This window comes from Escherichia sp. KTE114 (genome assembly GCF_000407765.1).
GTDB lineage: Bacteria > Pseudomonadota > Gammaproteobacteria > Enterobacterales > Enterobacteriaceae > Escherichia > Escherichia ruysiae.
The window spans coordinates 506110-523900 of record NZ_KE136626.1; the positions used below are offsets into that span (position 1 = coordinate 506110).

Annotated in this window: 16 protein-coding genes; 9 read left to right on the forward strand and 7 right to left on the reverse strand. The window is 53.4% G+C overall.

The genetic code is table 11. The annotated features are described in order from the left end of the window. The first annotated feature begins 19 nt into the window (after nt 1-19). Both WC5_RS18085 and WC5_RS25195 read left to right on the forward strand, forming a co-directional pair. Nucleotides 20-1681 carry a flotillin family protein gene (locus WC5_RS18085; RefSeq protein ID WP_000341009.1) on the forward strand — a complete coding sequence of 554 codons (1662 nt, stop codon included), beginning with the start codon at nt 20-22 and terminating at the stop codon, nt 1679-1681. 238 nt (nt 1682-1919) lie between these two features. After that, nucleotides 1920-1979 carry a type I toxin-antitoxin system Ibs family toxin gene (locus WC5_RS25195; protein WP_100249717.1) on the forward strand — a complete coding sequence of 20 codons (60 nt, stop codon included), beginning with the start codon at nt 1920-1922 and terminating at the stop codon, nt 1977-1979. A 119-nt stretch (nt 1980-2098) separates the two neighbouring features. On the opposite strand, the gene hldE is transcribed toward WC5_RS25195, so the two are convergent. Genes hldE through ygiF form a run of 3 tightly spaced genes read right to left on the reverse strand, consistent with a single transcriptional unit; the run spans nt 2099 to nt 7744 of the window. Beyond that, nucleotides 2099-3532, reverse strand: a complete 1434-nt coding sequence (gene hldE / locus WC5_RS18080) for a bifunctional D-glycero-beta-D-manno-heptose-7-phosphate kinase/D-glycero-beta-D-manno-heptose 1-phosphate adenylyltransferase HldE (RefSeq protein ID WP_000869188.1) — start codon at nt 3530-3532, stop codon at nt 2099-2101. A gap of 47 nt (nt 3533-3579) precedes the next feature. Next, entirely contained in the window at nt 3580-6420 is a 2841-nt protein-coding gene (gene glnE / locus WC5_RS18075; protein WP_016231455.1) for a bifunctional [glutamate--ammonia ligase]-adenylyl-L-tyrosine phosphorylase/[glutamate--ammonia-ligase] adenylyltransferase, read from the reverse strand. Nucleotides 6421-6442: 22 nt separating this feature from the next. Continuing rightward, complete coding sequence (gene ygiF / locus WC5_RS18070; protein WP_000046316.1) at nt 6443-7744, reverse strand: inorganic triphosphatase; 1302 nt, start codon at nt 7742-7744, stop codon at nt 6443-6445. A 241-nt stretch (nt 7745-7985) separates the two neighbouring features. Here ygiF and WC5_RS18065 point away from each other — a divergent pair, with 241 nt between their 5' ends. After that, the gene (locus WC5_RS18065; RefSeq protein ID WP_001125317.1) at nt 7986-8606 is read left to right on the forward strand and encodes a TIGR04211 family SH3 domain-containing protein; all 621 of its coding nucleotides are present in this window, start codon (nt 7986-7988) and stop codon (nt 8604-8606) included. A 63-nt stretch (nt 8607-8669) separates the two neighbouring features. Next, on the forward strand, nt 8670-9908 hold the full coding sequence (gene cca, locus WC5_RS18060) for a fused tRNA nucleotidyltransferase/2',3'-cyclic phosphodiesterase/2' nucleotidase/phosphatase Cca (RefSeq protein WP_000708516.1): 1239 nt from the start codon (nt 8670-8672) through the stop codon (nt 9906-9908). A gap of 157 nt (nt 9909-10065) precedes the next feature. On the opposite strand, the gene bacA is transcribed toward cca, so the two are convergent. Next, nucleotides 10066-10887 carry an undecaprenyl-diphosphate phosphatase gene (bacA, locus tag WC5_RS18055; protein WP_001305111.1) on the reverse strand — a complete coding sequence of 274 codons (822 nt, stop codon included), beginning with the start codon at nt 10885-10887 and terminating at the stop codon, nt 10066-10068. 90 nt (nt 10888-10977) lie between these two features. Further along, nucleotides 10978-11346 (reverse strand): bifunctional dihydroneopterin aldolase/7,8-dihydroneopterin epimerase, encoded by a 369-nt coding sequence (folB, locus tag WC5_RS18050; protein ID WP_001295541.1) that lies wholly within the window; start codon nt 11344-11346, stop codon nt 10978-10980. A gap of 104 nt (nt 11347-11450) precedes the next feature. Here folB and plsY point away from each other — a divergent pair, with 104 nt between their 5' ends. Next, nucleotides 11451-12068 (forward strand): glycerol-3-phosphate 1-O-acyltransferase PlsY, encoded by a 618-nt coding sequence (gene plsY, locus WC5_RS18045; RefSeq protein WP_001272791.1) that lies wholly within the window; start codon nt 11451-11453, stop codon nt 12066-12068. A 12-nt stretch (nt 12069-12080) separates the two neighbouring features. Here plsY and ttdR read toward each other — a convergent pair whose 3' ends face one another. Further along, nucleotides 12081-13013: an L-tartrate utilization transcriptional activator TtdR gene (ttdR, locus tag WC5_RS18040; protein WP_000935208.1), complete on the reverse strand. Its 933-nt coding sequence runs from the start codon at nt 13011-13013 to the stop codon at nt 12081-12083. Nucleotides 13014-13219: 206 nt separating this feature from the next. On the opposite strand from ttdR, the gene ttdA reads away from it, so the two are divergent. The 3 genes from ttdA to ttdT are packed head-to-tail and all read left to right on the forward strand — an operon-like array spanning nt 13220 to nt 16245. Beyond that, on the forward strand, nt 13220-14131 hold the full coding sequence (ttdA, locus tag WC5_RS18035) for a L(+)-tartrate dehydratase subunit alpha (protein ID WP_000986724.1): 912 nt from the start codon (nt 13220-13222) through the stop codon (nt 14129-14131). Next, complete coding sequence (gene ttdB, locus WC5_RS18030; protein ID WP_000722957.1) at nt 14128-14733, forward strand: L(+)-tartrate dehydratase subunit beta; 606 nt, start codon at nt 14128-14130, stop codon at nt 14731-14733. The genes ttdA and ttdB overlap by 4 nt, the downstream gene beginning before the upstream one ends. Nucleotides 14734-14781: 48 nt before the next feature. Then, entirely contained in the window at nt 14782-16245 is a 1464-nt protein-coding gene (ttdT, locus tag WC5_RS18025; RefSeq protein WP_000804985.1) for an L-tartrate/succinate antiporter, read from the forward strand. Between the two features lie 42 nt (nt 16246-16287). Here ttdT and tsaD read toward each other — a convergent pair whose 3' ends face one another. Next, nucleotides 16288-17301 carry a tRNA (adenosine(37)-N6)-threonylcarbamoyltransferase complex transferase subunit TsaD gene (gene tsaD, locus WC5_RS18020; protein WP_001264365.1) on the reverse strand — a complete coding sequence of 338 codons (1014 nt, stop codon included), beginning with the start codon at nt 17299-17301 and terminating at the stop codon, nt 16288-16290. Nucleotides 17302-17538: 237 nt separating this feature from the next. Between tsaD and rpsU the strand changes: the two genes are divergently transcribed. Then, nucleotides 17539-17754: a 30S ribosomal protein S21 gene (gene rpsU / locus WC5_RS18015; protein WP_001144069.1), complete on the forward strand. Its 216-nt coding sequence runs from the start codon at nt 17539-17541 to the stop codon at nt 17752-17754. The last annotated feature ends 37 nt before the right edge of the window (nt 17755-17791 follow it).

Sequence of the window (17791 nt, forward strand, 5' to 3'; positions counted from 1 at the left end):
ATTAAAAGGAAATTTAATAATGGATGATATTGTTAACTTAGTGCCTTCCTGGATGTTTATGGCGATTGTTGCCGTATGCGTTCTATTTATTATCGGTATTATTTTCGCGCGGCTTTATCGTCGGGCATCTGCTGAGCAGGCATTTGTCCGTACCGGATTAGGCGGACAAAAAGTGGTTATGAGTGGCGGCGCAATTGTTATGCCGATCTTCCATGAAATAATCCCTATCAATATGAATACATTAAAACTGGAAGTCAGTCGCTCGACGATTGATAGTTTGATTACAAAAGATCGTATGCGTGTCGATGTCGTGGTCGCTTTCTTCGTGCGGGTAAAACCGTCGGTAGAAGGCATCGCCACCGCCGCTCAGACGTTGGGGCAACGAACCTTGTCACCGGAAGATTTGCGGATGCTGGTCGAAGATAAATTCGTCGATGCTCTGCGTGCCACCGCAGCACAAATGACCATGCATGAGTTACAGGATACACGCGAAAACTTCGTTCAGGGGGTGCAAAATACCGTTGCAGAAGACTTGTCGAAAAACGGTCTGGAACTGGAAAGCGTGTCACTTACCAACTTTAACCAGACGTCGAAAGAGCATTTCAATCCGAACAACGCCTTTGACGCCGAAGGTTTAACCAAGCTGACGCAGGAAACAGAACGCCGTCGCCGCGAGCGTAACGAAGTTGAACAGGATGTAGAAGTTGCGGTGCGTGAGAAAAACCGTGATGCGCTGTCGCGAAAGCTCGAGATTGAACAGCAAGAAGCGTTTATGACACTTGAGCAGGAGCAGCAGGTTAAAACCCGCACCGCAGAGCAGAATGCGAAAATTGCGGCTTTTGAAGCTGAACGTCGTCGTGAGGCAGAGCAGACGCGTATTCTGGCTGAACGGCAAATTCAGGAAACAGAAATTGACCGCGAACAGGCCGTGCGCTCAAGAAAAGTTGAGGCCGAACGCGAAATTCGCATTAAAGAGATCGAACAGCAGCAGGTCACCGAAATCGCCAACCAGACGAAATCGATCGCTATTGCCGCCAAATCGGAACAGCAGTCACAAGCGGAAGCGCGTGCCAACCTCGCACTTGCAGAAGCGGTAAGCGCCCAGCAAAACGTAGAAACAACACGTCAGACCGCCGAAGCCGATCGTGCCAAGCAGGTCGCTCTGATTGCCGCAGCACAAGACGCGGAAACCAAAGCGGTCGAACTGACCGTCCGCGCGAAAGCTGAAAAAGAAGCCGCAGAGATGCAGGCGGCAGCAATCGTAGAGTTAGCTGAGGCAACACGTAAAAAAGGCCTGGCGGAAGCGGAAGCACAACGCGCATTGAACGATGCTATCAACGTACTTTCTGATGAACAAACCAGCCTTAAATTCAAACTGGCCTTGTTGCAGGCGCTACCTGCGGTAATAGAGAAATCCGTTGAGCCAATGAAGTCTATTGACGGTATTAAGATCATTCAGGTCGATGGTCTGAAGCGTGGTGGTACTGCGGGTGATGCGAGCACAGGTAGCGTTGGTGGAGGAAACCTTGCAGAGCAGGCATTGTCTGCCGCCCTTTCTTACCGCACACAAGCACCGCTTATTGACTCTCTCCTCAATGAAATCGGCGTTTCAGGTGGTTCGTTGGCGGCATTGACTTCACCATTGGCTTCATCGATTCCCGTCGCAGATAAAGTAGAGTAGATTTTCTTATATTCACATCCCTGGCACACAAAGCCGGGGATTTTTTATATCTGCGTTCCGCTAAAAAGTGCAAATGATCAGCTTGTTGCAGCGTTTTGCGAGTCGACTCGGGGAAGAGAAAACTGCATCAGGGAAAGCATTGCGCAGGGTCTGATGCTCATCAACAATCGGGGAGTCAGCAAGGGGCTGAAACGGGAAAGCCCCTCCCGAGGAAGGGGCCTTACAGAAGGAAAGGGTTATGATGAAGCTTGTCATCATACTGATTGTGTTGTTACTCGTAAGTTTCGCCACTTATTAACAGCCAATCAGAGGGGGGAGAAATCCTCCCTTACCCTTGTTCCTTTACTTTAGGTTGAAAAAACAACAGCGTCAATAGGCCTGCCAGGTACGAAACGAGATCTGTGAACCGCTTTCCGGTTAGCCTTTTTTATCCTGTTGGATCTTCTTGATGATATTGGTCGTCGAGCAACCGTCTTCAAAGTTGAGCACCAGCACTTCACCGCCGTTGGCCCAGACTTCTTCACTCCCGGCGATCTCTTCCGGTTTATAGTCGCCGCCTTTCACCAGCAGATCTGGCAAGATGCCGGCGATCAGGCGCTGCGGCGTGTCTTCTTCAAACGACACCACCCAGTCGACAGCTTCCAGTGCGCCCAGCACAATCATACGCTGTTCGAGCGGGTTAACCGGACGAGAATCCCCTTTCAGGCGTTTGGTGGAAGCATCGCTGTTCACTGCGACAATCAGGCGGTCACCCAGTTTGCGGGCGTTTGCCAGATAGGATACGTGCCCGGCATGTAGGATGTCGAAGACACCGTTGGTCATCACCACTTTTTCGCCGCGTTTACGCGCCGCCGCTACAGCCAGCTTCAGCTCCTCTTCGGTCATCACACCAAAGCCGGTGTCCGCACGTCCACGCACCGCGTTTTCCAGCTCAATGGGAGAAACCGTGGAGGTTCCCAGTTTGCCGACCACTACGCCAGCCGCCGCATTGGCAAAGAAGCAGGCTTCTTCCAGCGAATTACCCGCCGCCAGCGTTGCCGCCAGTACGCCAATTACCGTGTCGCCCGCACCGGTAACGTCATACACTTCCTGCGCCTGGGTTGGCATATGCAGCGGCGCTTTACCCGGTTGCAGCAGGGTCATGCCTTGTTCGGAGCGGGTCACCAACAGAGCCGAGAGTTCGTAATCGGCAATCAGTTTCATGCCGCGCTCAACAATCTCTTCTTCGGTCTTACATTTACCGACAACAGCTTCAAATTCTGACAGATTCGGCGTCAACAGCGTAGCGCCACGGTAACGTTCAAAATCGGTGCCTTTTGGATCAATCAGCACCGGAACGCCCGCCTTACGCGCCAGTTGGATCATCTGCTGCACGCTTGCCAGCGCACCTTTCGCGTAGTCAGAAAGCACCAACGCGCCAATCGAACTCAGCGCCTGATTAATCCGCTCGTGCAGCGGCTGCGGATCAACGCCTTCGAAACCTTCTTCGAAATCCAGACGGATCAGCTGCTGGTTGCGGGAAAGCACCCGCAGTTTGGTGATGGTCGGATGCGTTGGCACAGAAACGAAGTCGCATTTTACGTTGACGTCCGCCAGTGATTTACTCAGCGCGCGCGCCGCATCATCAATACCGGTCAGCCCGACCAGGCGAGCGTTAGCACCAAGAGAAGCGATGTTCATCGCCACGTTGGCTGCGCCGCCCGGACGTTCTTCAATGGTATTGACTTTAACCACGGGCACCGGCGCTTCCGGCGAGATTCGGCTGGTGGGACCGTACCAGTAACGATCCAGCATCACATCACCAACCACCATCACTCCTGCACGTTCAAACTCTGGCAGCGTTACTTTCATTCCTGTCTCCTGAGAGATTCAAAATTTGCGCGCGATAATATCACACTTCATTCCTCCACCAGCCACTTCTGCCAGCTTGCCCGCACCAGTTCACGCTCTGCGGTGAAGCACTCCTCCGGCACATGACCCGGTAATTCCTGTAACGCCAGATGATGAAGTTCATCGCGCAGCGTAGTGTAAGCACGGGTCAGCGCCATCGCTTCCTGCTCTTCCATAATGTCGTTTTGCGCCAGCAGTTCCAGAATGCGTACGTTGTCTGACCAGCGTGTTAACTTCGGTTTTTCGTGAGCGTAGCGCAACACCAGATATTGAGTAATAAATTCGATATCGGTAATTCCGCCTTCATCGGCTTTGATATCAAAGCGATCGCGATGTTTATTGCCGAGATGAGCGCGCATTTTCTCACGCATTTCCCGTACTTCCGTTTGCAGAGTTTTACTTTCACGCGGCAGCATCATAATTTCCCGACGCACCGCGTCAAAGTGCGCAGTGAGCTGTGGATCGCCATACACTACCCGCGCACGCACCAGCGCCTGATGCTCCCACGTCCAGGCCTCGTTTTTCTGATAATCGGCAAACGCTTCTGCGGATGTCACCAACATTCCCGCCGCCCCGGACGGACGCAGCCGCGCATCCACTTCATACAAAATGCCGGAAGAAGTACGCGTACTGAACAGATGCATAATGCGTTGCGCCAGACGCAGATAAAATTGCCGCCCGTCGATTTCCCGCTCGCCGTCAGTCATCACATCCATCGGGCAATCATGGAGGAAGATAAGGTCAAGATCGGAACTGTAACCTAACTCCCAACCGCCCAGCTTGCCATAGCCGACTACCGCAAAACCACGGCCTTCGCGTTCGTTTAAGTGATTCGGTTTACCGTAGCGCGCGACCATTTGAACCCACGCCTGCTGAACGACAGCATCTATCATTGCTTCCGCCAGCCAGGTTAAGTGATCGCTCACTTTCATCACCGGTAGCGTACCGGCGATATCCGCTGCCGCAATGCGTAACAGTTGCGCCTGTTTGAACTGACGCAGCGCCTCAAGCTGTTGTTCTTCGTCATCTTCCGGCACGCGCAGCAAATACTGGCGCAACTCATCACGGTAGGCATCGGTCGCCGTCGGTTGGTAGAGGGTATTTGGATCGAGCAGTTCATCCAGCAATAATGGATAACGCGCCAGCTGGCTGGCAATCATCGGCGATGCGGCACACAGAGAAATCAAATGCTTAAGTGCCGCCGGAAATTCACTAAGCAACTCAAGATAAGTGGTGCGAGTAACAATCCCCACCAACAAGGCGGTAATGCGCGACAGCGTGACAGCAGCATCTTCACGCGCACAAACGTCACTCAGTAGATGAGGCATCAGATGGTCGAGCACCTGGCGACCGCGCGGCCCAATGGTACGTTTATCCAGCTCTTTGCGGAAATCGGCAATCAGCGTCAGCACCTGTTTGCGATCATCTTCGCTAAGATGCGCCAGTACCAGCGTAGTGTCATCTTCCTGCAACGCATCCTGCCACAACTCACGCCACTGTTCCGACAGCGACTCTTCCTGAGTTTCGCTTTCGTCGTCGCCAATCAGTTCATTAAACACCCGACGCACATTTGTCATATGTCCGGTCAGTGCCCCGGTCAGTTGCGGCCAGTCAGCGAAATCCATTGCCCACGCTAGCCGCGCACGGTTAAGCTCATCGGCGGGAAGCGTCTGGGTTTGTTCGTCGTTAATGCTTTGCAGCAGGTTTTCCAGACGCCGCAGGAACAGATATGCCACTCGCAATTGTTCGGCATCATTTTCAGAAAGCAGATGCAGCGCGGCAATGGCGCTGAGTGTCGGCAGTAAAGAGCGCGATTGCAGCGACGGTTCACGTCCGCCGCGAATGAGCTGGAACACCTGGACGATAAATTCAATTTCGCGAATACCGCCCGCGCCAAGTTTGATGTTGTCGGTCAAACCGCGTCGACGCACTTCACGGGCAATCATCCCTTTCATGTTGCGCAGCGACTGAATCACGCTGAAATCGATGTAACGGCGGAAAACAAACGGGCGCAGCATTGAACGCAATTCGTTAGCATAGACGCCATCGCTATCGCCCATAATCCGCGCCTTGACCATCGCGTAACGCTCCCAGTCGCGCCCCTGCTCCTGGTAATAATCCTCCAGCGCCGCAAAGCTCAACACCAGCGGGCCGCTTTCGCCAAACGGACGCAGACGCATATCCACGCGATAGACAAAGCCATCCTGCGTTGGTTGATCCAACACTTTAATCAGCCGCTGGCCCATGCGGGTAAAGAACTGAGCGTTATCCAGTTCGCGGCGTCCGCCCTGCGTACAGCCATGTTCCGGCCAGGCAAAAATAAGATCGATATCTGAGGAGAAATTCAGTTCCCCGCCACCCAGCTTGCCCATGCCTAAAATCAGCAACGGTTGCGCTTCGCCCTGCGTATTGCACGGCGTTCCCCACTCGCGACAGCAGGCTTCATACAGCCAGTCGCGCGCCGCGACAATCAGCGTCTCCGCCAGATGGCTGAGTTGCTGCAAAATGCTCTCTTCAGTAACCAGTGCCAGAGTTTGCGCCCAGGCGATGCGCACCATAATGCGCCGCCGGAACAGACGCAGCTCGCGCATTAAACTGACTTCATCGCTTACATCACTGAGCGCCTTCTGCAACCATGCAGCGTAATGCTGCCATTCGTCGGCCTGCGGCGGCTGGCTTTCCAGTTCCGTTAGCCACTCTGGATGCGCAATTACGCTGTCCTGCACAAAATCACTAAAAGTAAGTACTGACTTCGCCTGTGTGCTAAGTGATTCCTCGGCTAAAGGCGCTGGCAGCCGCTCAACAACGGTCTGCCAGTACTGCTGTAACGGTGAAGAGAGCGGCTTCATAAGCGATTTTATCCTTGCCTGATTAACGTTTTCCGCTGTGCAACCAGAACGGTTCCTGATTGTTTGCCTCATTACGGAAATGTTCAATTTCAATGCGTTGCCCGGTCGCAATGGCGTGACGCAGTCCCTGCCAGTTCTCCAGCCAGGCTTGCGCAACGAGAGGATCGTAGTAACCCGCCAGCAACAGTATTGAGTCAATATCACGCGTCAGACGTGGTAACTGGTCACGGTAGCGATCGCCCAACGGTTGGCAAAAAACGCTTTTCAGTTCAGCAGCATGGCGGGAAAGATGGATATCGGCAAAGCGTTTGAAGGAATCGCTCATTTTACTCTGTGCTTTGGCATCTAAAAACGGCTGCCAGGCTTTGCTTACCAGCCATTCGGTCAACGCCAGCTTCGCCATTGCCGTTTCGGTAGAGTAGACCGCCGTCACGGCAGAAACCGCAGAAGCAATGGTCGCCTCGCATTGGGTCAGCAGGTCACGTAAGTGAGTGCTCGCTTTACGCGGCACAATGCCACCGAACAGCATCAGCGTATGACGGACCAGGCTAATGGCTGCCAGCACCTGTTCTTTCGCCGCATCGTTGCCGCGTACCCACAGTTCTTCATGATACTGCCATTGCGCTAACGCCAGCTCGAGCGCCGCTTCCAGCCCCTGTTCCACATCGGCTTTTGCTGCAACATGCAAAATGGTGGTGGGTTTGATTTCACGCGCGGGATTGCCCTGCGCCAGATGATAGCCACGCGCCGCTTTACTCAGGCTGCCCTGGCGTAATCCGGTTTGCGATACCAGTTGGTTCGCCAGTTTCAGCACCGCGCGTGTTTCACCGCTAAGCAGCTCCAGTTCCAGCTCACAGATAGGTTCAGCAAATTCACCCGCTTTCACCTCGCCCTGATCGAGAGCGATTTCAATCTGGCTGCCATCGACCTCCACCAGCCATTTTTCGCGATAAAAATCGGTGCTGAACAGCGGCTGCACGCGGGACGCGAGATCGGCAGGTAACTCACCGTTTGGCCAGACTTCCGTCGGTAACAGCGCCAGGTCGAGCGTCGGTTCACTCAACGCCACGTTATATTCCGGGCGCTGGTGCAATCCGCCCGTTACCCGTCCGGCAACTTTCATGGTCATCTCATAGCGACTGTTTTCGCCACGAATACGCAGCCCCATGTCGTGCCCACGCAGCCAGTTATCCGGCGTTTCGTAGTAAATATTCAGCAACTGCACGGGGTCATGGTGCTCGCCGCCCAGCGTATTGAGATGGTCACGCAACGCCTCAACGGCACTGTGATTAACAATAAACTTTAATTCGATTTCCTGAGCCATGGCCTTTACTTATCGGTTATGTCACATAAGTGACGATGAACGGCGAACTAAATGCGATCTTTTTTGTCAGTAGATAGTATTTTGCGCCAAATTGCCATGCAACGAGCATTTTGACGGGCGTAAAAGTTTGAGACAGTGGCAAAAGCTGACACAGAGGATTCCGATTGATACCGAATGCTTTGCGCAGCAACACTGATGCCACTACTATCGTTCCACTTTCCATGACAATAACGACAGCCTGATGCCAAAATTACGCCTGATCGCACTAACTTTACTCGCGCTTAGCGCCACTGCCGTCTCTCACGCGGAAGAAAAACGCTATGTTTCTGACGAACTGAACACCTGGGTTCGCAGTGGTCCGGGAGATCATTATCGCCTCGTGGGCACCGTGAACGCCGGTGAAGAAGTGACATTATTACAAACTGACGCCAACACCAATTATGCCCAGGTGAAAGACAGCTCCGGCCGTACCGCCTGGATCCCGTTGAAACAACTGAGCACTGAGCCAAGCCTGCGCTCCCGTGTGCCAGATCTGGAAAATCAGGTCAGAACCCTGACCGATAAGCTCACCAATATCGATAACACCTGGAATCAGCGCACCGCAGAAATGCAGCAAAAAGTGGCGCAGAGCGACAGTGTGATCAACGGGTTAAAAGAAGAAAATCAGAAGCTGAAAAACGAACTGATTGTCGCGCAGAAAAAAGTCGATGCCGCCAGCGTTCAGCTGGATGACAAACAGCGCACCATCATCATGCAGTGGTTTATGTATGGCGGCGGTGTGCTGGGACTTGGCTTGCTGCTCGGTCTGGTATTGCCGCACCTGATCCCAACGCGCAAACGTAAAGATCGCTGGATGAACTAAATCGCCTTCTTCGTTGCACTGTCTTATTATTAGGAATTGTGTATTTGACGAAGGGAAGATGGCGTGAAGATTTATCTGGTCGGTGGTGCGGTTCGGGATGCATTGTTAGGGCTACCGGTCAAAGACAGAGATTGGGTGGTGGTCGGCAGTACGCCACAGGAGATGCTCGACGCGGGCTACCAGCAGGTAGGCCGCGATTTTCCTGTTTTTCTGCATCCGCAAACCCATGAAGAGTATGCGCTGGCACGTACCGAACGGAAATCCGGCTCCGGTTATACCGGTTTTACCTGTTATGCCGCGCCAGATGTCACACTGGAAGATGATCTTAAGCGTCGCGATCTGACCATCAATGCACTGGCTCAGGATGATAACGGCAAGATTATCGACCCGTACAACGGCCTGAGCGATCTGCAAAATCGTCTGTTGCGCCATGTTTCCCCCGCGTTTGGCGAAGATCCGTTACGCGTTCTGCGCGTGGCGCGTTTTGCTGCGCGTTATGCCCACCTCGGTTTTCGTATTGCCGATGAAACTCTGGCGCTGATGCGTGAGATGACTCATGCAGGCGAACTCGAACACCTGACGCCCGAACGCGTGTGGAAAGAGACTGAAAGCGCCCTCACCACACGCAATCCGCAAGTTTTCTTCCAGGTATTGCGTGATTGCGGCGCACTACGCGTTTTATTCCCGGAGATCGACGCGTTGTTTGGTGTCCCCGCTCCGGCGAAATGGCACCCGGAAATCGACACGGGTATTCACACCTTAATGACGCTCTCCATGGCAGCGATGCTGAGTCCGCAGGTCGATGTCCGTTTCGCAACGTTATGCCACGATCTCGGTAAAGGGCTGACTCCACCAGAACTTTGGCCGCGTCATCACGGTCACGGTCCGGCGGGCGTGAAGTTAGTGGAACAACTATGTCAGCGTCTGCGGGTGCCAAATGAAATTCGCGATTTAGCCAGACTGGTGGCTGAGTTTCACGACCTCATCCACACCTTCCCAATGCTGAACCCAAAAACCATCGTCAAATTGTTTGATTCCATCGATGCCTGGCGTAAACCGCAGCGTGTCGAGCAACTGGCGCTGACCAGCGAGGCCGACGTGCGCGGCAGAACCGGCTTTGAAGCGGCTGATTACCCGCAAGGGCGCTGGTTGCGCGAAGCCTGGGAAGTGGCGCAGTCAGTACCGACAAAAGCGGTCGTTGAAGCGGGATTTAAAGGCGTGGAGATTCGCGAAGAGTTGACCCGACGCCGGATTGCGGCGGTAGCCAGCTGGAAGGAACAACGTTGCCCAAAACCTGAGTAATTGTTGGATATATAACTAAAAATTAGTGCGAACTGTCCCCTCGCCCCTCTGGGAGAGGGTTAGGGTGAGGGGAACAGGCCAGTACCAGAGCGAACAATTACCCTCACCCCGGCCCTCTCCCTAAAAGGGCGAGGGAGAAAACCGGGCCTGCTCCGAATCAAAAGAACACTACGTACACCGCAGCCGCCACAATAAAGCGATAAATGGCGAACGGGATAAACGAAATGCGCTTAATCAGTTGCAGGAAGGTTTTAATCGCAATCAGCGCCACCACAAAAGCGGTGATAAACCCAACGGCAAACATCGGGATATCGCCGGTTGTCAGGAAGCCCCAGCTTTTGTAGAGATCGAGCGCCGTTGCGCCCATCATCATCGGCACCGCCAGCAGGAACGAGAACTCAGAAGCGGCGTAGCGGCTCACGCCCATCAGCATCCCGCCGGAAATAGTTGCCCCAGAGCGGGAGAAACCCGGCCACAGCGCCAGACACTGGAAACAGCCAATCATAAACGCCTGACGATAGGTCATATCATCCAGACCCGGCGCACGCGGCTCTTTCGGCTTCAGGCATTCGGCGGCAATCAGCAACAGACCGCCAACAACCAGCGCATACATCACATTTATAGGGTTAAACAACGACTTAATCGTATCGTGGAATAAAAGTCCCAACACCACCGCCGGGATCATCCCCAGCAAAATGTGGATCAGCGTTAACCGGCCTTTGCTTTCTCCTTCGTGCTGCAACGGACGCCCAAAGTGAATGCCAATCAGGCCAAACAGACGCCGCCAGAACATCACTACCACAGCCAGAATTGATCCTAACTGGATCACGACTTCAAAGGTTTTCGCCGTGTCGCCCTCAAACCCCAACAAATGACCGACAATAATCATATGGCCCGTGCTGGATACCGGCAGAAATTCTGTCAATCCTTCGACCACACCCAATATTGCCGCTATCAGCAGCGAGTGCATATCGCTCATCAATAAACCCCTAAATTATAAAAATGTACCGCTTGTCCGAACTACTGCAGTATGACCAGGTTATAACCGTTTGGTTTAACAGCTGTAAAATTAATTATTTTCTTTCAGATTATTGCCACGCTCAATGATGACGCCAACATTCGCTGCACGCGCCACTGCGCCTGGCTTGCTGAGTTTGATACGCACCCACGGCGAGTTAAAGCGTGCTAACAGCAGTTCCGCCACCTCTTCCGCCACGCGTTCCACCAGCGCAAAACGCGCGCCCTCGACGTGGCTGACCACCGTTTCTGCAATGTCAGCGTAGCTGAGACAATCCGCCACATCATCGCTTTTCGCCGCTTTACGGTTATCCCACGCCATTTCGATATCGAACACTAACTTCTGTTCGATGGTCTGTTCCCAGTCGTAAACACCAATAGTGGTGATTACCGAAAGTTGCTCTATAAATACAATATCCATCACGTCCTGCCTGCTTTTTGGCTAACCGGATACCACTTCCGGCGAAATGTGCGTATTATCCACAGATTCATCGTTGAACACGAATTTTCAAAACGGAACAGCTTATGAGTGCAATCGCGCCTGGAATGATCCTCATCGCGTACCTCTGCGGCTCCATTTCCAGTGCCATTCTGGTTTGCCGCTTGTGTGGGCTGCCCGATCCGCGAACCAGCGGCTCCGGCAATCCAGGCGCAACCAATGTGTTACGTATCGGTGGCAAGGGAGCAGCCGTAGCAGTGCTGATTTTCGACGTTCTGAAAGGAATGTTGCCCGTCTGGGGCGCGTATGAATTAGGCGCCAGCCCCTTCTGGCTAGGGCTGATTGCGATTGCCGCCTGTCTTGGGCATATCTGGCCGGTTTTCTTCGGTTTTAAAGGAGGAAAAGGCGTTGCCACCGCTTTTGGTGCAATCGCCCCGATAGGCTGGGATTTAACGGGCGTGATGGCGGGAACCTGGCTGTTAACCATTTTACTCAGCGGTTATTCGTCGCTGGGAGCGATTGTCAGCGCACTGATTGCCCCGTTTTATGTCTGGTGGTTTAAACCACAATTTACCTTCCCGGTTTCTATGCTCTCTTGCCTCATCCTGCTGCGTCATCATGACAACATCCAGCGTCTGTGGCGTCGCCAGGAGACAAAAATCTGGACGAAATTCAAAAGAAAGCGCGAAAAAGATCCCGAGTAATTTCTGGCAGGTTTACAAAACCTGATAGCCTTCATCGGGCTTGCCCAGTCGTTGCTGGCACCACGCCGCCAGAAACTCTACGCAGACGCGCAACTTCATACTGCGATAGAGTGGCTCCCGATAGACAGCCCAGATATTGGCGCTTTGTGCATATTCCGGCAATACTCGCACCAGTTTGCCACTCTCCAGAAACGGCAGCACATCCCATTCGGAACGCAGCATAATCCCTTTCCCTTCCAGCGCCCATTGCAGCACTATCTCACCGCTGTTGGAGGAAAGGTGCCCGCTGACTTTCACCGATTTTTTCTCCTGACCGTTCCCCAACTCCCATATTCCGTGGGTCATATCGCGCTCTTTAGTCACCAGGCAGTCATGACGACTTAATTCCTGTAAGGATTGTGGCTGGGGATATTTTTGCAGATACTCAGGTGCTGCGCATAATATTCTTTTATTTTTCGTCAAAAGATGCGCGATATAATAATCAGGGATTTCATCATTAATACGAATATCCAGATCAATATTATCCTGCACTAAATCAATTTGCCGATCGAACAATTCAAAATGCACCTGTAATTCAGGGTAATTGCGCATCAGTTCAGTAATTGCTGGCGCAATATGGCTGCGACCAAAACCAAAACTACAACCAATACGAATCATCCCCTCCGGGCGCGTTTTGATTTGCGTGACGTCATCGACCAGTCGCTGATATTGGGTGAGGATTTCCAGCGCATGTTCGTAACAACGTTGGCCACTTTCAGTCAGCGCCACGCCGCGAGCGGAGCGGTTAAGCAGCGTCGTTGCCAGCGTGTTTTCAAGGATTTGGATTCGTTTGGTGACAAATGCGGGCGTCTGCCCAAGCGTCGCCGCTGCGGCACTAAAACTGCCGCTATGGACGATTTCCACCAGTACCTGCAAGTCTTTGGCTAAAGGCCAGCTATTCAGCATCGTTAATTATCCGCAATTTTGACTGGCTCAGTGTATTTCGCAAAACATTGCCATTCCCTGCTCTGGCGCAATATTCATTCTTATTTTCGTGTTGATTCACGAACTGTTAATTACATATTCACGGCGGTAAGAAATATAAAACCCTATTTTTAGTGTTAGTTTGTGGCGGTGAATTTTTCCAGACAAATAGAAAAACTGGAGTTGCCATGATGAGCGAATGTAATAAACAACAGGCAGTGAATAAGTTGACGGATATTGTCGCTAACTTTACCGCCATGATTTCTACCCGGATGCCCGATGACGTGGTGGATAAACTAAAACAGCTTCGGGACGCCGAAACGTCGTCGATGGGGAAAATTATCTACCACACGATGTTCGATAACATGCAAAAAGCGATCGACCTGAATCGCCCGGCCTGTCAGGACACCGGCGAAATCATGTTTTTTGTTAAAGTCGGTTCTCGTTTCCCGCTGCTTGGCGAGCTGCAAAGCATTCTTAAGCAAGCCGTGGAAGAGGCGACCGTCAAAGCGCCACTGCGCCACAACGCGGTGGAAATTTTTGACGAAGTGAACACCGGCAAAAATACCGGTAGCGGCGTACCGTGGGTTACCTGGGATATCGTCCCCGACGGTGACGACGCGGAAATCGAAGTTTACATGGCTGGCGGCGGCTGCACGCTACCTGGCCGCTCGAAAGTGTTAATGCCATCGGAAGGCTACGAAGGCGTGGTGAAATTCGTCTTCGAAAATATCTCCACCCTCGCCGTAAACGCCTGTCCACCGGTACTGGTAGGTGTAGGCATCGCCACCTCGGTGGAAACCGCCGCAGTGCTCTCACGTAAAGCCATTTTGCGCCCAATTGGCAGCCGCCATCCCAATCCAAAAGCGGCAGAGCTGGAGCTACGCCTGGAGGAAGGACTCAACCGTCTGGGGATTGGTCCACAAGGGCTGACTGGCAACAGTTCAGTGATGGGCGTGCATATCGAATCTGCCGCTCGCCATCCCTCTACCATCGGCGTCGCTGTCTCTACCGGCTGCTGGGCGCATCGTCGCGGCACGCTGCTGGTTCATGCCGATCTCACCTTTGAAAATCTGTCTCACACCCGGAGCGCGTTATGAAAAAGATCCTGACAACCCCGATCAAAGCTGAAGATCTGCAAGATATTCGCGTCGGCGATGTGATCTACCTGACCGGTACGCTGGTGACTTGCCGCGACGTTTGTCACCGCCGCTTGATCGAACTGAAACGTCCGATCCCTTACGATCTCAACGGCAAAGCGATTTTCCACGCAGGCCCCATCGTGCGCAAAAACGGCGACAAATGGGAGATGGTCTCCGTCGGCCCGACAACCAGTATGCGTATGGAAAGTTTTGAACGTGAATTCATTGAACAGACCGGCGTGAAACTGGTGGTCGGCAAAGGCGGAATGGGGCCGCTGACCGAAGAAGGTTGCCAGAAATTCAAGGCGCTGCATGTAATTTTTCCGGCAGGCTGCGCGGTACTGGCGGCGACCCAGGTGGAAGAGATTGAAGAGGTGCACTGGACAGAACTCGGAATGCCGGAGTCGCTGTGGGTCTGCCGGGTCAAAGAGTTCGGTCCGCTGATTGTCTCTATTGATACCCACGGAAACAACCTGATAGCCGAAAACAAAAAGCTGTTCGCCGAACGCCGCGATCCCATCGTGGAAGAGATTTGCGAGCACGTCCACTACATCAAATAACCCTCCCGGAGAGGCTCACCCCCTCTCCTTTTTCGCAGGCATAACACGATGAAACCTTCCACTGAATGGTGGCGATATCTCGCACCGCTGGCGGTCATCGCCATTATTGCTCTACTTCCGGTTCCCGCAGGGCTGGAGAGTCATACCTGGCTCTACTTTGCGGTTTTTACCGGCGTGATCGTTGGGCTGATCCTCGAACCCGTGCCGGGTGCCGTGGTGGCGATGGTGGGTATCTCCATCATCGCCATTCTCTCGCCCTGGCTGCTGTTTAGCCCCGAGCAGCTCGCCCAGCCAGGCTTTAAATTCACCGCAAAATCCCTCTCCTGGGCGGTTTCCGGTTTTTCTAATTCGGTTATCTGGCTGATTTTCGCCGCCTTTATGTTTGGCACTGGCTATGAAAAAACCGGTCTTGGACGCCGTATCGCGCTGATTCTGGTGAAAAAGATGGGGCATCGCACACTGTTTCTCGGCTATGCGGTGATGTTCTCCGAGCTGATCCTGGCACCTGTAACACCGTCCAACTCAGCGCGCGGTGCGGGGATTATCTATCCCATCATCCGTAACCTGCCGCCGCTCTATCAATCACAGCCGAACGACAGCAGTTCGCGCAGCATTGGCTCATACATCATGTGGATGGGGATTGTTGCCGACTGCGTGACCAGCGCCATTTTCCTGACGGCGATGGCACCTAACCTGCTGTTAATTGGACTGATGAAAAGCGCATCTCACGCCACGCTGAGTTGGGGCGACTGGTTCCTCGGTATGTTGCCGCTCAGTATCTTACTGGTTCTGCTGGTTCCCTGGCTGGCTTATGTGCTGTATCCACCGGTGCTGAAGTCTGGCGATCAGGTGCCGCGCTGGGCAGAGACGGAACTACAAGAGATGGGGCCACTCTGTTCGCGTGAAAAACGGATGCTGGCGCTGATGGTGGGCGCGCTGGTGCTGTGGATTTTCGGCGGTGATTATATCGATGCTGCGATGGTCGGTTACAGCGTGGTGGCACTGATGCTACTTCTGCGCATTATCAGCTGGGACGATATTGTCAGTAATAAAGCGGCGTGGAACGTTTTCTTCTGGCTGGCCTCGCTAATAACCCTCGCCACCGGACTCAACAACACCGGTTTTATTAGCTGGTTTGGCAAACTGTTAGCAGGCAGCTTAAGTGGTTATTCGCCGACGATGGTGATGGTAGCGTTGATTGTGGTGTTTTATCTGCTGCGCTACTTCTTTGCCAGCGCCACGGCGTATACCTCCGCTCTCGCGCCGATGATGATTGCCGCCGCGCTGGCGATGCCGGAAATCCCGCTGCCGGTGTTCTGCCTGATGGTTGGCGCGGCAATTGGTCTGGGGAGCATTCTTACGCCATACGCCACCGGGCCCAGTCCGATTTACTACGGCAGTGGTTATCTGCCAACGGTGGATTACTGGCGACTGGGGGCGATTTTTGGGCTGATATTCCTCGTGTTGCTGGTGATTACCGGCTTACTGTGGATGCCCGTGGTGTTGCTTTAAGTGAGGACGGTGCCGGAAGTGACTCTCCGGCACCCGAGAGTTTTACGCAGCCGGTAACTCTGCCAGCGGCCAACGCGGACGCACGCTAACGCCGAGATCCGCCGTCGCGCCTGCTTTAAACCGCACCATTCCGGCATAGGCGATCATCGCACCGTTATCGGTACAAAATTCCGGGCGCGCGTAGAACACTTCGCCGCGACGCTTTTTCATCATTTCCGCCAGTTTCGCCCGCAACGTGCGGTTAGCACTCACGCCGCCCGCCATTACCAACCGTTTGAATCCCGTCTGATCCAGCGCCCGCTTACACTTAATCATCAGCGTATCAACCACCGCATCTTCAAAAGCGCGGGCAATATCGGCACGCGTCTGGTCGTCGGTGCCATTGTCACGAATCGTGTTCGCGGCGAAGGTTTTCAGGCCGGAGAAGCTGAAATCCAGCCCCGGACGGTCGGTCATCGGGCGCGGGAAGACAAAGCGCCCGGCTGTACCCTGCGCCGCCATTTTCGACAGCAGCGGCCCGCCAGGATAATCCAGCCCTAACAGCTTCGCGGTTTTATCAAACGCTTCACCAGCGGCATCATCAATGGACTCGCCGAGCAGCTCATACTGACCAATGCCAGTCACGCTGATTAACTGCGTATGACCGCCAGAAACCAGCAATGCGACAAACGGAAATTCCGGCGGGTTATCTTCCAGCATCGGTGCTAACAGATGCCCTTCCATATGGTGCACCGGGATCGCCGGAACGTTCCAGGCAAATGCCAGAGAACGTCCCACGGTCGCACCAACCAGCAGCGCGCCGACTAATCCTGGGCCTGCGGTATAGGCCACGGCATCAATATCTTTTGCCGTCAAACCAGACTCTTTCAGCGCCGCCTGGATCAACGGTACGGTTTTACGCACGTGATCGCGGGAGGCCAGTTCAGGCACCACGCCGCCGTAGTCAGCGTGTAATTTCACCTGACTATACAATTGGTTGGCTAACAAACCTTTTTCATCGTCGTAAATGGCGATGCCGGTTTCATCGCAGGAAGTTTCAATACCCAGTACACGCATGACTTGTTTTACCTCGCTTTATTACCGCGCAGTGTAGGACCAATGCGGGTTGATGTAAAACTTTGTTCGCCCCTGGAGAAAGCCTCGTGTATACTCCTCACCCTTATAAAAGTCCCTTTCAAAAGAGGTCGCGGTGCTTTACAAAGCAGCAGCAATTGCAGTAAAATTCCGCACCATTTTGAAATAAGCTGGCGTTGATGCCAGCGGCAAACCGAATTAATCAAAGGTGAGAGGCACATGCCGGTAATTAAAGTACGTGAAAACGAGCCGTTCGACGTAGCTCTGCGTCGCTTCAAGCGTTCCTGCGAAAAAGCAGGTGTTCTGGCGGAAGTTCGTCGTCGTGAGTTCTATGAAAAACCGACTACCGAACGTAAGCGCGCTAAAGCTTCTGCAGTGAAACGTCACGCGAAGAAACTGGCTCGCGAAAACGCACGCCGCACTCGTCTGTACTAATTCCCTGAGAGCGTTGCTCTCCGATCAGACCGAGTTG